This is a genomic window from Streptomyces sp. NPDC001970 (genome assembly GCF_053594115.1).
Genome location: NZ_JBSFDW010000028.1, coordinates 54,296 through 67,305 on the forward strand (window position 1 = coordinate 54,296; position 13,010 = coordinate 67,305).

The following is a 13,010-nucleotide window of genomic DNA, read 5'->3' on the forward strand; positions in this document are numbered from 1 at the left end:
ATGCGCGCGTGATCGTCGATTACGCCCTCTACCGGGACGGGTGCCGCACCAAGGGCCCCGACGACTTCTCCGACGCGCTCACCGAGGCGCGCGCGACCGGGGACGACTTCCTGTGGATCGGGCTGTACGAGCCGACGAAGGACGAGTTCGACCTCGTCAGCAGCGAGTTCGGGCTGCATCGGCTGGCCGTCGAGGACGCGCTCAGCGCCCACCAGCGTCCCAAGCTCGAGGTGTACGACGACTCGCTGTTCATGGTCCTCAAGCCGGTGAGGTACGACGCCGTGACCGACACCGTCTCCACCGACGAGGTGATGGTCTTCGTCGGTGACTCGTTCGTGGTGACCGTCCGGCACGGGGAGAGCGCGCCGTTGCATGCCGTACGGCTGCGGCTGGAGGCCGATCCGCACGTCCTGAAGCACGGTCCGACGGCGGTGCTGTACGCGGTGTGCGACTACATCGTCGACCACTACATCGAGGTCGCGGCCGAGCTGCAGGTGGACCTCGAAGAGATGGAGACGGAGGTCTTCACGCCCATCCGGGTGGGCACGTCCCGGCACACCGCGGCCAAGATCTACAACTTCAAGCGGCAGGTGCTGGAGTTCCGCCGGGCCACCGCTCCGCTGGCGGCGCCGATGACCCGGCTGGCGGGCGCGACCGTGCCCTTCGTGCACCGGCACTCGCAGCCGTTCTTCCGGGACGTCAGCGACCATCTGACACGCGCCAGCGAGCAGGTGGAAGGGCTCGACCGGCTGCTCTCGGACATCCTGTCCGCACATCTCGCGCAGATGGGCGTGCGGCAGAACGACGACGTGCGGAAGATCTCGGCGTGGGCGGCGATGGCCGCGGTGCCCACGATGGTGGCCGGGATCTACGGCATGAACTTCGAGCACATGCCCGAGCTGCGGTGGGTCTGGGCGTATCCGGCGCTCATCCTGCTCCTGGTCGTCGTGGAGTTCGGACTCTTCCGGACGTTCAAGCGGCGGGGCTGGCTGTAGGGGCGCTCGGCCGACCGGCCGCGGTCGGAGGGGCGGGATCGAAAAGACGGGTTCAGAAGGCCGGAGCCGTCGTCGCCGGACCTCCCCCTGCCTCCGGCGGGGGGACCCCCAGGGCGTCGCGCCGCTCGGGCATCCTCAGGCTGACCATGCGCCGCCAGCCGCCGGCGCGCTCGTACGCGTACATCGCCCGGATACCGGCGGCGAGCGCCGCGGTCTTGGGCTTCGGCCACTTCAGGAGCCTGCCCATGTGGGACATCACGGCGAGGCTGACGTCCCGGTAGACCGCGATCTCGGTGAGGGCGCTCTCGCGGAGGGTGCGCTGGATGGTGCGGCCGTGGCCCGCGTACGCGAGGCGGAGCAACTCCTCGTGGCAGTACGCCAGGTGGTTGTCCTCGTCGTTGCAGATCTGCCTGATGGCCTTGCCGACCTCAGGGTGCTCCCCGAAGTACTTGACCAGCATGTCCATCTGGTCGGCGGCGCGCTGTTCGGTGACGCGGCTGTGCGAGAGGTAGACGACGATGTCGTTCTCGGTGAGCCGCTCGTCGCGGCGCAGCTTGTCGTGGGCCAGGCCGATGCCCTGCTTCTCCAGCAGCATCGTGTAGTCGGTCTCCGGCGGTACGTCGACCGGCTCGAGGCCGCGCTTCTTCAGGAGGGCGTTGAAGATCCGGCCGTGCTTGTCCTCGTCGGCGCCGTGCCGGGTGATCTTCGGGGCGAGGTCGTGCATCGTCTCCGGCACGAGGGCCGCGATCCGGCCGTTCTCCCAGCCTCCCTGGGTCTCACCGCTGGCCGCGATCGAACAGAACAGCTGATAGGAATCGTCGTGGTCGAGGATTTCCTGGAACAGGCTTCGGGCCGTGAGCATCACTGCCACCTCCGGTCAGGTGTCCGCAAAGAACGAGTCAAATGCCGACGAGCCGTCCCGGCAACAGGTGCGCGGGCGAACTCCACCGAAAGAAGGAGCGCGCGAGCGGCGACGGCGCGAGCGGCACGCGGCTTCCGGGCTGCCTGCCGGGCTCGGATCCCCGTGCCCCACGCCCTGGCGGGGGCACGGGGATCCTGTGAGGACGGACACCGCGGGCCACCGGGCGGTACCGGCACACATCAAGCCCGTCCGGCGCATGAGCCCGGCCACCCGGGCCCACCGGACGGTGCCGGTCACGTCTTCGGGGCTGAGGGCTTGCACCCCAGTTCCGGGAGAGGCACGCCCGGTGCGTGCAAGGGGCGTGACCCGGCGGGACGTGGCGCGTTAGGTGTCGTGACGGCCGTGGCGGGGATGACCCCGAGCCCCCACCACGGCCGCAGGCTCACTCACGCGAGTCCGGAGCGCTCCAGGGCGTCCGTGCCGGCCCGCAGCGCCGCGAGGCGTTCGTCGAGCGTGAAGCCGGCGGGCGCGAGCGTGAGGGTCGTGACCCCCGCAGCGGCGTACGCCTGCATCTTCTCGGCGATCCGCTCGACGGAACCGAGCAGTGTCGTCGAGTCGATCAGCGAGTGCGGCACGGCCGCCGCGGCCCCGGCCTTGTCCCCGGACAGGTACTTGTCCTGGATCTCCGCGGCTTCCTTCTCGTAACCCATGCGCCGGGCGAGCTGGTTGTAGAAGTTCTGCTTGCGGCTGCCCATGCCGCCCACGTACAGCGCGGTGTACGGGCGGAACATGTCGGCCAGGCCGTTGACGTCGTCACCGACGGCGAGCGGGACGGTCGGGCAGACGTCGAACCCCTCCATGGTCTTCCCGGCCTTCTCGCGGCCCGCGCGGATGTGGCGGATCGCGGTGTCCTCCAGGTGGTCCGCCGAGGGGAAGATCAGCAGGGCGCCGTCGGCGATCTCGCCGGTCTGCTCCAGGTTCTTGGGGCCGATCGCGGCGATGTACAGCGGGATGTGCTCGCGCTGGGGGTGGACGGTGAGCTTGATCGGCTTGCCGGGGCCGCCGGGCAGCGGGAGGGTCCAGTGCTCGCCTTCGTACGAGAGGCGCTCGCGGGTCATCGCCTTGCGGACGATCTCGACGTACTCACGGGTGCGGGAGAGGGGCTTGTCGAACTTGACGCCGTACCAGCCCTCGGAGACCTGCGGGCCCGACACGCCCAGGCCGAGCCGGAAGCGGCCGCCGGAGAGCGAGTCCAGGGTGGCCGCGGTCATCGCGGTCATCGCGGGCTGGCGGGCGGGGATCTGGAGGATCGCGGAGCCGACGTCGATGCTCTCGGTCTGGGCGGCGACCCAGGCGAGCACGGTCGGGGCGTCGGAGCCGTACGCCTCGGCCGCCCAGCAGACGTCGTAGCCGAGGCGGTCCGCCTCCTGGGCGACGGCGAGATTGTCGCTGTCCATCCCCGCGCCCCAGTAGCCGAGATTGATGCCGAGCCGCATACCGCTCCCCTTACCAGTGAGTAACGTCCTTGTCGCGGGACTCTAGCGCGGGTCTCCGGGATCCGTCAGGGGCGAGTTGTCCACAGGGTCGCTCCGGGTGGGGCCGTGGCCAGTAATCTCGCGGCCATGGAGCAGAGGCATCTCGGCCGTACCGGCCTGCGCGTGTCCCGGATCGGGCTCGGCACCCTCACGTGGGGGCGGGACACCGACGAGCACGACGCGGCCGACCAGTTGAAGGTCTTCTGGGAGGCGGGCGGCACGCTGGTCGACACGGCTGATGTGTACGGCGGCGGGGAGGCCGAGTATCTGCTGGGGCGGCTCGTTGAGCGGCTCGTTCCGAGGCGTGATCTGGTCATCGCGACGAAGGCGGGCAGCGTCCTCGAGGCGGACCGCCGCTTCGACGGCTCGCGTGCCCACCTGCTCGCCGCGCTGGACGCGTCGCTGGACCGGCTCGGGACGGACTATGTCGACCTCTGGCAGATCCACGCGTTCGACCCGCTGACGCCGCTGGAGGAGACGCTCCAGGCCCTGGACCTCGCGGTGAGCAGCGGTCGCGCGCGGTACGCGGGGGTGTCGAACTTCTGCGGCTGGCAGCTGGCGAAGGCGGCGACCTGGCAGCTGGCCGCCCCGGGCATACGGACGCGCCTGGCGAGCACGCAGATGGAGTACTCACTGCTGCAGCGCGGCGTGGAGCGGGAGGTGCTGCCCGCGGCGCTGGACCTCGGCGTGGGGCTGCTGCCTTCCTCGCCCCTGGGACGCGGAGTGCTCACCGGCAAGTACCGGACGGGGACGCCGGGGGACTCGCGCGGGGCGTCGGAGCTGATGGCCGCCTTCGTGGAGCCGTATCTGGACGAGACGGCGAGCCGCATCGTTGATGCGGTGGCGACGGCGGCGGACGGCCTGGCGACGACTCCGCTGGAGGTCGCGCTGGCGTGGGTCCGCGACCGTCCGGGCGTGGTGGCCCCCGTCGTCGGCGCGCGCACGGCACAGCAGCTCACGGCGGCGTTGTCAGTGGAGACCCTTAGTCTTCCTGACGAGATCTGCCAGGCGCTCGACGACGTGTCGGCGCCCGTGCACCGCTATCCCGACCAGGACTGGAGCACGCTGTGACTGCGCTTCCCGGGGCGACCCCCGGATCCCCGGCCGACGTCCCCGCGGAGGGCATGGAGGACACCGCCACGTCGTCCGGGCCCGCACCCGCGGACGGTGAGCCCGAGACGGCCGCGGACGGTGAGCCCGAGACGGCCCCGGGTCCGGACGAGGGCGGCACCCGCACGTCGGAGAGCGGCGGCGAGGCGGGCGACGTCTCCGAGGCCGAGGCCGAGCGGGCGGCGCAGCGGGAGCTGAGGGCTCGGATCGAGCAGCGTAAGGCCGAGAAGAGCGGTCCGATCGAGGCCGGCACGAAGCTGAGCGGGACGGCCGCCGATCTGCTGGCAGCCGTGCGGGCCGTGGAGAGCGGGGAAAAGTCGGGGAGCACGTTCTTCGAAGCTCCCACCGCGCCTCGGCGGCCAGCGGCGTCCTCGGTGCCGGCGCGGTCGCGGGTGCCGGAGCAGGAGCCCGCCCCGCAGCAGGCCGACCCGGACGCCGTGGCGGCCGTGCTGGAGGTGCTGGTGGCGGGCGGGGCACCCGGGGAGCTCGCGGCGCGGGTCGCAGGCGTGCTCGGCGAACAGGCCGCGGAGGCGCTGCGCGAGGACCCGTGGCGGCTGCTGGGCGTGCCGGGTGTGCGGCCGGAGCAGGCCGACGGGTTCGCCAGGGCCCTGCTCGGTGAGGGGTGCGGACCGGGCGACGAGCGGCGGGCGGCAGCGCTGGTGACCTGGCTGCTGGAGCAGGCCGCGCTGCAGGGGCACACGGCCCTGGAGTCGTCGGTCGTGCGCAAGGCGCTCGACGGGCGTTCGGTTCCCGACCCGGACGAGGCGCTGGAGCACACGATCTCCGAGGGCGCCGTCCTGGTGTTCCAGGACGGGCTGGAGGAGAGCGAGGGCACCGAGGAGCCGGAGCAGGGACAGGAGCAGGGACAGGAGCAGGAGCAGCCGGCCGTGCCCGTGCTGCTGGGGCTCGACCGGTACGCGCTCGCGGAGGAGAGCCTCGCGGACGGTCTGGCCCGGCTCGTGAAAACGGGGCCCGACGAGAGCTGGGACGGGCCGGAACTGGACCGGGCCGTCGGTGGCCACGGGCTCGTGCTGCACACGGGCGGCGAGGCGGCGCGCGCCGAGCCGGTCGCCGCGGTCGAAACGGCCCGTGCGCTCGGCCTGCGCGCAGTGATCGCGGTCCACAGTGAGAACGGCCGCCGCAGGCTCGGCGCCGAGGCGGTCACCGTGCATGGACTGCTTTCCGGCACCCAGGGCCCGGGCCGCGACGAGGACGGCGCGCTGGCCCTCGATCTGCTCGCGGTCCTCGACGCACCGCAGTTGGACGTCGAGGCCGCCGCGATGCTCGTGGAGTCGATGCCCGACGGCAGCCGGCTGCTGCTCAGCGGCGATCCCGGGGTGCTGTGGTCGGCGGGTGCGGGGCGGGTGTTCGCCGATGTGCTGGCCGCCCGTGTGTGCCCGCAGATCGCGTCGCGCACGCCCGACCCGGGCCCGATCGGGGAGCTGGTCTCCGGCATCGGCGTCGGCGAGCTGAGCGCCGTGGAGGCGCCCGGCAAGGAGGTCGTGATCGTCCCCGTTCGTGACGCCGGCGAGGCCGTGCACCGTACGGTCCAGCTGGTCGCGGACTCGGTGCCGCGGGCGATCGGCGTACCGGCCGGCGAGACCCAGGTGATCACGGTCGGCCACGGGGGCTCGGCCGGCACCCGGGCGCTCAACGCGGCGCTCAAGCAGCGGCTCAACCCCGGCCCCGGCCGTTTCGGCGGTTTCGACCCGGGCGACCGGATCGCGTACGTCCCGGCGGCCGGGCGGACCGTGTCCGGCGCGGTGGTCTCTGCCGCCGCGGAGGGCCTGCAGCTCGACTGCGACGGCACGCAGGTCGTCGTACCCAAGGAGCGGGTCGACTCCACGCTCCGGCACGGCTGGGCGCTCACCGCGCACCAGGCGGCCGGGATGCGCTGGCCCGCGGTGGTCGTCGTGCTGCCGGGCGACGCGGCGCAGAGCCTGAGCCGGCCCTGGGTCTACACCGCCTTCAGCCGCGGCGAGCGCCATCTGTCCGTCGTCCACGGCGTGGAGCAGGCCCTGCCGCGGGCGGTGGCGGAGGTCCCCGCCCAGGAGCGGACGACACGGCTGCGGGCGCTGCTGGAGGGGCTGCTGGTCGCCCCGGGCGAGTAGGCGGCCCGCCCCGCGGGGAGGTGAGCGCCGCCGCGACGTGCGCGGTGCCCTTCTCCGGGCGGCCCGAGTGTCCTTCGCCCGCGGGCGCCGGGCGGGCTCACCAGGCGCCGCCCACCGTCGCGCGACCCGGCAGCCCGGTGGACTCGAGACGCGCCCCCGCCGCCGGGCAAGCCGGGTGGCCGGGACGGCGGCGGGGGCTCGAGGGACGTCAGCGCCCGGGAAGGCGTTACGTACCGGCTGTGTCGAGGTCGTCCAGGTCCTCGTCCACCTCGTCCTCGTCGAAGACCGAGCTGACGTCGAAGCGGCACACGATCCGTTCCGGGTCGGCCTGGTCGAACGGGGTGCTCAGCCACTCCCCCGGCTCCGGGAGCTCGTCCGCCGCGGACACCCAGAGCGTGGAGTCGCCCTCCTCGAGGCCGAATTCCTTGTGCCGGGAGGCGATTTCATCCGGTTCGTACTCGCCGAAGAGCACACCCAGCGCTGCGTGCACGCTCGTGCCGACCACTGCCGCCGACGTCTGGTCCGCGGCCTCGTCCCGGTCCACGTCGGCGATGCGCTGGGCCTGGGCGAGCAGCCGCTGCGGTTCGACGACGGCGTAGTCGCGGCGGATGAGGACGCTCAGGGCGTTCGGCTCGTCGGGACCCGCGTAGGGCGGAAGGGAGTCGTCCGCTCCGGGGATCTCGAAGGGCGTGACCTCGTCGTAGCGGTCGTAGAGGCGCTCGTCGTACGCCTCGGCCGCGGCGGCGAGAGCATTGAAGGCGTCGTAGACCGCCGGGTCGTCCTCTCCCGTGCGGCGTTCGACCGCTTCGAGGTGACGGTCCAGCGCGGCTTTGACCGCCTCGGCGGCGGCGCGAACCTCGGCAGCTGTGGGCTGCGCAGGAGCGGATGCATCAGACATAGAGCAGACGCTATCCGTACTGGGGCTCTGCCCGCACAATAGATGCGATGCCGGAATACGAATTTGTCGACGTGTACGTGCCACGCGGGGTCTCCCGCAAGGAGGCGACCCGCCTGCTGACCGACCATGCCGAGTACGGACACTGGGAGTTGGACCGACTGAGTCTCCGCCGGGACGGCAGCCGCAGGATCCGGTTGCGCCGACGCATCATCCGTCAGGTTCGCGCCACGTGGTGAGTTCCTGCTGCACGAAGGACGGAACGGGCCCGCTGTTGCGGGCCCGTTCCGTTGCGTCACGGCACGATCACGCGGAGGCGCGGGCCCTGCGGTAGAGGACCGCACCGCCGAGCAGCAGGCCGGCGGCCGCGGGGATCACGAGCCCGAGCGGGCCGGCACCGGTCTGCGCGAGTTCGTCCGTGCCCTCGGGCGGGGTGACGGTGTTGGTGTCCGGGGTGTTCGGGGTGTTCGGGACCGACGGCTCGATCGGCGTCCCCGGCTCCCCGGGCGTACCGGGCTCGCCCGGCTCCCCGGGTTCCCCAGGCTCCCCCGGTTCACCGGGTTCTCCCGGCTCCCCCGGCTCCCCCGGCTCTCCAGGTTCTCCCGGCTCCCCCGGCTCCCCCGGCTCACCAGGCTCACCAGGCTCACCGGGTTCCCCCGGGTTGTTCCCGTCCGGCCCGTTGGCGCAGCCGTTGCCTACCGCGGCGTTGCCCAGGCCGCCGATCGTCACACTGTTCCCGCACGCGTTCACGGGTACGTCGACGGGCACCTGGATCGTGTTGCCGGAGCCGACCCCGGGAGACTTCGCCGTACCGCCCTCGGCGTGGGCGCCCCCGCCCTGGTTCGGCGTGGACGTGTTCGCACAGCCGTTTCCGAACGCGGGGTTCAGCACCCCGACGACGTTCACGGTGTTGCCGCAGACGTTGACCGGGACGTGTACCGGAACCTGGACCGTGTTCCCGGAGAGCACACCCGGGGAATTCGAGGCGCCGCCGTGGGCACCCGCACCCCCGTGCGCGTGGGCGTAGCCGCCGCCGAGTGCGAGCATGCCGCTCGCGGCCGCCACGGTGATCAGGCCTTTTCGCGTGACCTGTCGCATAGCTGGTTTCCTGCCTTCTCACTTCCGGAATGCTCCCGCGCGCCGTCGCCCGGGAGCGGAATGTCAGCGGCCCCGGAGTGCATGGCGCGCACTCCGGGGCCGCCGGACTCAGCCCCTCATGGGTTGAGGCACAACGTCACGCGTTCTGGCAGTAGTTGCCGAAGGCGGGGTTCAGCAGGCCGATCACGGAGACCGTGTTGCCGCAGACATTCACCGGAATGTGGACGGGCGCCTGGATGACGTTGCCCGAGAGCACACCGGGGGAGTGCACGGCGGCACCCTGGGCACCCGAGTCGGCGACGGCCATCCCCGCACCCGCGAGAACCAGACCACCGGTGGCAGCCGCAGCAGCGACGACCTTCTTGATCATTATTCCTCCTAGTAGGCAATGCGGCCCCAGCCGCGGACCGCACACCCTGTAACGAGGAGGGAGTAATGGAGCTACTAGCGTATGGTCCCATTCACTCTTTTCAGTCGAATGCGCACGCGTGGACGATTACTTGGAGTTTCGTTTCAGCAGATCGAGCGGTTCGTCCGGCCGCGGATTCAGCTCGCATCGAGGAAACGGTCCAGCACCCGCACGCCGAACGTCAGTCCGTCCACCGGCACCCGCTCGTCGACCCCGTGGAACATTCCGGCGAAGTCCAGCTCCGGCGGCAGCTGCAACGGCGCGAAGCCGAAGCAGCGGATGCCGAGATCGTCGAAGGACTTGGCGTCGGTGCCGCCGGAGAGCATGTACGGGACGGCCCGTGCGATCGGGTCCTCGGCCCGCAGCGCCGACTGCATCGCGTCCACGAGACCGCCGTCGAAGCTCGTCTCCAGCGCCTTGTCCGCGTGCACGTCCTCGCGCTTCACCCGAGGGCCGAGGATCCGGTCGAGATCGGCCAGGAACTCCTGCTCGTACCCCGGCAGGAAGCGGCCGTCGACATGGGCGGTGGCCTGGCCCGGAATCACGTTCACCTTGTAGCCCGCGCCGAGCATCGTCGGGGCGGCCGAGTTCCGCAGCGTGGCCCCGACCATCTTGGCGATGCCGCCGAGCTTGGCGAGGGTCGCCTCCATGTCCTCCGGGTCGAGCGGGGTGCCGAGCGCGTCCGACAGCTCGTCCAGGAAGGACCGTACGGTCTTGGTGACCCGCACCGGCCAGGTGTGCCGTCCCAGTCGGCCGACCGCCTCGCACAGCTCGGTGATCGCGTTGTCGTTGTTGGTCATCGAGCCGTGCCCCGCGGTGCCCTCGACCGTGAGGCGCATCCAGTGCATGCCCTTCTGGGCCGTCTCGACGAGGTAGAGCCGGAGATTCTCGTTCACGGTGAAGGAGAAGCCGCCCACCTCGCCGATCGCTTCCGTGACGCCCTCGAAGAGGTCCGGGTGCTTGTCGACGAGATACCGGGCCCCGTACGTGCCGCCCGCCTCCTCGTCCGCGAGGAAGGCCAGGACGACGTCGCGCGGGGGCTTGCGGCCGCTGCGGAGCCGGTCCCGTACGACCGCGAGGGTCATCGCGTCCATGTCCTTCATGTCCACCGCGCCCCGGCCCCAGACGCAGCCGTCGGCGATCTCCCCGGAGAACGGGTGGTGGGTCCAGTCGCCGGCGTTGGCCGGAACGACGTCGGTGTGGCCGTGGATGAGCAGCGCGGGCCGGGAGGGGTCCTCGCCCTCGATCCGCGCCACGGTGGAGGCCCGGCCCTTGTGGGACTCGATGATCTTCGGCTCCAGGCCGACCTCGGCGAGCTTCTCCGCCACGTACTCCGCGGCCGCCCGCTCCCCAGGTCCCGAGTGATCGCCGTAGTTGCTGGTGTCGATCCTGATCAGATCACGGCACAGATCGACGACCTCGTCCTCGCCGGAGATCGTCCGGCCGGTGTCCGACTGGCTCACGCTGTTTCCTCCCACTGGCGCTCTGGTGGTCCCCCACATCCTCCCCCGCGCCCTGCCCGCTTCCCAAGGGCGCCCGCCGCCCGGCACATGCCCGTCACCGTCACACCCGTCGCACCGCGGCCGGGCCGGGGGAGTGATCGAGCACCTCCGAATGTTTGCTATGGTTTTCCACGTCGGAACGGCCCAGGGCCGGAAGACAGACACCTGGTCCGGGTGGCGGAATGGCAGACGCGCTAGCTTGAGGTGCTAGTGCCCTTTATCGGGCGTGGGGGTTCAAGTCCCCCCTCGGACACCACCAGAGAACCCCAGCTGAGCTGGGGTTTTTTGCATTGTGGGCTGGTGCCGGTGCGATGTGTGCGGGAGGTGCGGGAGCGATGGGTCGCAGACGACGGGCTGCCCCCGTGGCGCCGCTGCCGCAGCGTGACGGCATCGATCCCGTACGCGTACGGCTGCCCGCCGATCCGGACGGGGCCTGGCACACCGTACGGGACCACCTCGTCGACCGGTTCGGCACGGCGGTCGGGGTGGAGCGGGTGGAGGCGATGGTCGGGGAGGGCCGGTTCGTCGGGACGGACGGGCCCGTGGCTGCGAACGAACCGTACGCACCGGGGCGGTGCCTCTGGTTCCACCGGGACTTCGCGGCCGAGGAGCGTGTGCCGTTCGAGGTCGGGATCGTGCACCGGGACGAGCGTCTGGTCGTCGCCGACAAGCCGCACTTCCTCGCCACGACGCCGCGCGGCAGGCACATCACCGAGACCGCGCTGGCCCGGCTCCGCCGTGAGCTGGGACTTCCGGAGCTGCAGCCCGCGCACCGGCTCGACCGGCTGACCGCCGGGCTCGCCCTGTTCGTCGTACGGCCGCAGGACCGGGGCGCGTACCAGACGCTGTTCCGGGACCGGCGGGTGCGCAAGGAGTACGAGGCGGTGGCCCCGTACGACCCGGACGTCTCGCTCCCCGTGACGGTACGCAGCCGGATCGAGAAGGAGCGCGGTGTGCTCGCGGCCCGCGAGGTGCCGGGTGAGCCGAACAGCGAGAGCCGGATCGAGCTGCTGGAGCACAGGGACAGGCTCGGCCGGTACCGGCTGCTGCCGGCCACCGGCCGTACCCATCAGCTGCGGGTGCACATGAACGGCCTCGGGCTGCCGATCCTCGACGATCCGGTGTACCCCGTGGTACGCGAGGACGAGCCGGCGGACTACGAGCGGCCGCTGCAACTGCTCGCGCGGGTTCTGGAGTTCACCGATCCGCTCACCGGCAGGGAGTGCCGCTTCGAGAGCCGCCTACAGCTCTCCTCGTGGTGACTCAGAACACCACCACCGAGCGCAGGACGTCGCCCTCGTGCATGCGGGCGAAGGCCTTCTCGATATCGCCGAGGCCGATGGTCTCGGTGACGAAGGCGCCCAGATCGATGCGGCCCTGCTGGTGGAGGTCGATGAGCATGGGGAAGTCGCGGGACGGCAGACAGTCGCCGTACCAGGACGATTTCAGCGCTCCGCCGCGACCGAAGACGTCGAGGAGCGGGAGCTCGAGCTTCATCTCGGGCGTCGGGACGCCGACGAGCACGACGGTGCCGGCCAGGTCGCGGGCGTAGAAGGCCTGCTTGTACGTCTCGGGGCGGCCGACGGCCTCGATGACCACGTCCGCGCCGAAGCCGCCGGTGAGGTCGCGGATCGCCTCGACGGGGTCGGTGGTGCGGGAGTTCACGGTGTGCGTGGCGCCCATGGTGCGCGCGGTCTCCAGCTTGCGGTCGTCGATGTCGACGGCGATGACCCGGGCGGCTCCGGCGAGCCGGGAGCCGACGATCGCCGCGTCGCCGACTCCGCCGCAACCGATGACGGCGACGGTGTCGCCTCGGCCGACGTTGCCGGTGTTGAGGGCGGCGCCGATGCCCGCCATGACCCCGCAGCCCAGCAGGCCCGCCACGGCCGGGGAGACGGACGGGTCGACCTTGGTGCACTGGCCCGAGGCGACCAGGGTCTTCTCGGCGAAGGCGCCGATACCGAGGGCCGGGGAGAGTTCCGTGCCTCCCCCTGAGCCTCCGGCCAGGGAGGTACCCCCACTCGTCGTCATCTTCCGACGGGCGTTGTGGGTGTCGAAGCAGTACCACGGCCTGCCGCGCAGACAGGCCCGGCAGCGGCCGCAGACCGCTCTCCAGTTGAGGACGACGAAGTCGCCGGGGGCGACATCGGTGACATCGGGGCCGGTCGCCTCCACGACACCCGCCGCCTCGTGGCCCAGGAGGAAGGGGAAGTCGTCGTTGATTCCGCCCTGCTTGTAGTGGAGATCGGTGTGGCAGACCCCGCACGCCTGGATCTCGACCACGGCCTCGCCGGGTCCGGGATCGGGGACGGTGATCTCCACGACCTGGACGGGCTCGTTCCTGCCGGGGGCGACGACCCCTGGACCTGCTGCGCCATCGCAGTGTTTCCCTTCCTCGGGACAGGTGTACGGCACCACGATGCCGCGACCGGACGCAATGGGCGAGGCCCCCGCCGGACGTGTCCGGCGGGGGCCTCGCCGTACCACGGCGTG

At 71.6% G+C, this 13,010-nt stretch carries 11 protein-coding genes, 1 tRNA gene and 1 pseudogene; 6 read left to right on the forward strand and 7 right to left on the reverse strand.

Going from position 1 to position 13,010, the window contains the following annotated elements:
- Nucleotides 1-8 precede the first annotated feature (8 nt).
- Nucleotides 9-995, forward strand: a complete 987-nt coding sequence (locus ACWCP0_RS28865) for a magnesium and cobalt transport protein CorA (RefSeq protein ID WP_451081700.1) — start codon at nt 9-11, stop codon at nt 993-995.
- A 52-nt stretch (nt 996-1,047) separates the two neighbouring features.
- On the opposite strand, the gene ACWCP0_RS28870 is transcribed toward ACWCP0_RS28865, so the two are convergent.
- Together ACWCP0_RS28870 and ACWCP0_RS28875 are read right to left on the reverse strand one after the other, a co-directional pair.
- Entirely contained in the window at nt 1,048-1,857 is an 810-nt protein-coding gene (locus ACWCP0_RS28870) for a ferritin-like domain-containing protein (protein WP_451081701.1), read from the reverse strand.
- Nucleotides 1,858-2,303: 446 nt separating this feature from the next.
- Entirely contained in the window at nt 2,304-3,353 is a 1,050-nt protein-coding gene (locus ACWCP0_RS28875) for an LLM class F420-dependent oxidoreductase (RefSeq protein WP_451081702.1), read from the reverse strand.
- Nucleotides 3,354-3,479: 126 nt separating this feature from the next.
- Between ACWCP0_RS28875 and ACWCP0_RS28880 the strand changes: the two genes are divergently transcribed.
- A complete protein-coding gene (locus tag ACWCP0_RS28880) occupies nt 3,480-4,463 on the forward strand; it encodes an aldo/keto reductase (protein ID WP_451081703.1) in 984 nt (327 codons plus the stop codon).
- Between the two features lie 53 nt (nt 4,464-4,516).
- Entirely contained in the window at nt 4,517-6,613 is a 2,097-nt protein-coding gene (locus ACWCP0_RS28885) for a helix-hairpin-helix domain-containing protein (RefSeq protein ID WP_451081758.1), read from the forward strand.
- A gap of 226 nt (nt 6,614-6,839) precedes the next feature.
- Here ACWCP0_RS28885 and ACWCP0_RS28890 read toward each other — a convergent pair whose 3' ends face one another.
- On the reverse strand, nt 6,840-7,511 hold the full coding sequence (locus ACWCP0_RS28890; RefSeq protein ID WP_451081704.1) for a hypothetical protein: 672 nt from the start codon (nt 7,509-7,511) through the stop codon (nt 6,840-6,842).
- A gap of 47 nt (nt 7,512-7,558) precedes the next feature.
- On the opposite strand from ACWCP0_RS28890, the gene ACWCP0_RS28895 reads away from it, so the two are divergent.
- The gene (locus tag ACWCP0_RS28895; RefSeq protein ID WP_451081705.1) at nt 7,559-7,747 is read left to right on the forward strand and encodes a DUF5703 family protein; all 189 of its coding nucleotides are present in this window, start codon (nt 7,559-7,561) and stop codon (nt 7,745-7,747) included.
- A 67-nt stretch (nt 7,748-7,814) separates the two neighbouring features.
- Here the strand turns inward: ACWCP0_RS28895 and ACWCP0_RS28900 are convergent, their stop codons facing one another.
- The 3 genes from ACWCP0_RS28900 to ACWCP0_RS28910 form a co-directional block, all read right to left on the reverse strand.
- On the reverse strand, nt 7,815-8,606 hold the full coding sequence (locus ACWCP0_RS28900) for a chaplin (protein ID WP_451081706.1): 792 nt from the start codon (nt 8,604-8,606) through the stop codon (nt 7,815-7,817).
- A 136-nt stretch (nt 8,607-8,742) separates the two neighbouring features.
- The gene (chpH, locus tag ACWCP0_RS28905; RefSeq protein WP_351223877.1) at nt 8,743-8,976 is read right to left on the reverse strand and encodes a chaplin ChpH; all 234 of its coding nucleotides are present in this window, start codon (nt 8,974-8,976) and stop codon (nt 8,743-8,745) included.
- Between the two features lie 176 nt (nt 8,977-9,152).
- Nucleotides 9,153-10,478 carry a M20/M25/M40 family metallo-hydrolase gene (locus ACWCP0_RS28910; protein ID WP_451081707.1) on the reverse strand — a complete coding sequence of 442 codons (1,326 nt, stop codon included), beginning with the start codon at nt 10,476-10,478 and terminating at the stop codon, nt 9,153-9,155.
- 207 nt (nt 10,479-10,685) lie between these two features.
- Between ACWCP0_RS28910 and ACWCP0_RS28915 the strand changes: the two genes are divergently transcribed.
- A tRNA-Leu gene (locus ACWCP0_RS28915) sits at nt 10,686-10,773 on the forward strand.
- Nucleotides 10,774-10,852: 79 nt separating this feature from the next.
- A complete protein-coding gene (locus ACWCP0_RS28920) occupies nt 10,853-11,779 on the forward strand; it encodes a pseudouridine synthase (RefSeq protein WP_451081708.1) in 927 nt (308 codons plus the stop codon).
- 1 nt (nt 11,780) lies between these two features.
- Here ACWCP0_RS28920 and ACWCP0_RS28925 read toward each other — a convergent pair.
- Nucleotides 11,781-12,895, reverse strand: a pseudogene (locus ACWCP0_RS28925) (S-(hydroxymethyl)mycothiol dehydrogenase).
- Between the last annotated feature and the right edge of the window lie 115 nt (nt 12,896-13,010).

Coding starts and splice junctions, on each gene's coding strand:
- ACWCP0_RS28870 (WP_451081701.1), bottom strand. CDS start 1,857: ATGCTCACGGCCCGAAGCCTGTTCCAGGAAATCCTCGACCACGACGAT.
- ACWCP0_RS28875 (WP_451081702.1), bottom strand. CDS start 3,353: ATGCGGCTCGGCATCAATCTCGGCTACTGGGGCGCGGGGATGGACAGC.
- ACWCP0_RS28880 (WP_451081703.1), top strand. CDS start 3,480: ATGGAGCAGAGGCATCTCGGCCGTACCGGCCTGCGCGTGTCCCGGATC.
- ACWCP0_RS28885 (WP_451081758.1), top strand. CDS start 4,517: ATGGAGGACACCGCCACGTCGTCCGGGCCCGCACCCGCGGACGGTGAG.
- ACWCP0_RS28890 (WP_451081704.1), bottom strand. CDS start 7,511: ATGTCTGATGCATCCGCTCCTGCGCAGCCCACAGCTGCCGAGGTTCGC.
- ACWCP0_RS28895 (WP_451081705.1), top strand. CDS start 7,559: ATGCCGGAATACGAATTTGTCGACGTGTACGTGCCACGCGGGGTCTCC.
- ACWCP0_RS28900 (WP_451081706.1), bottom strand. CDS start 8,606: ATGCGACAGGTCACGCGAAAAGGCCTGATCACCGTGGCGGCCGCGAGC.
- chpH (WP_351223877.1), bottom strand. CDS start 8,976: ATGATCAAGAAGGTCGTCGCTGCTGCGGCTGCCACCGGTGGTCTGGTT.
- ACWCP0_RS28920 (WP_451081708.1), top strand. CDS start 10,853: ATGGGTCGCAGACGACGGGCTGCCCCCGTGGCGCCGCTGCCGCAGCGT.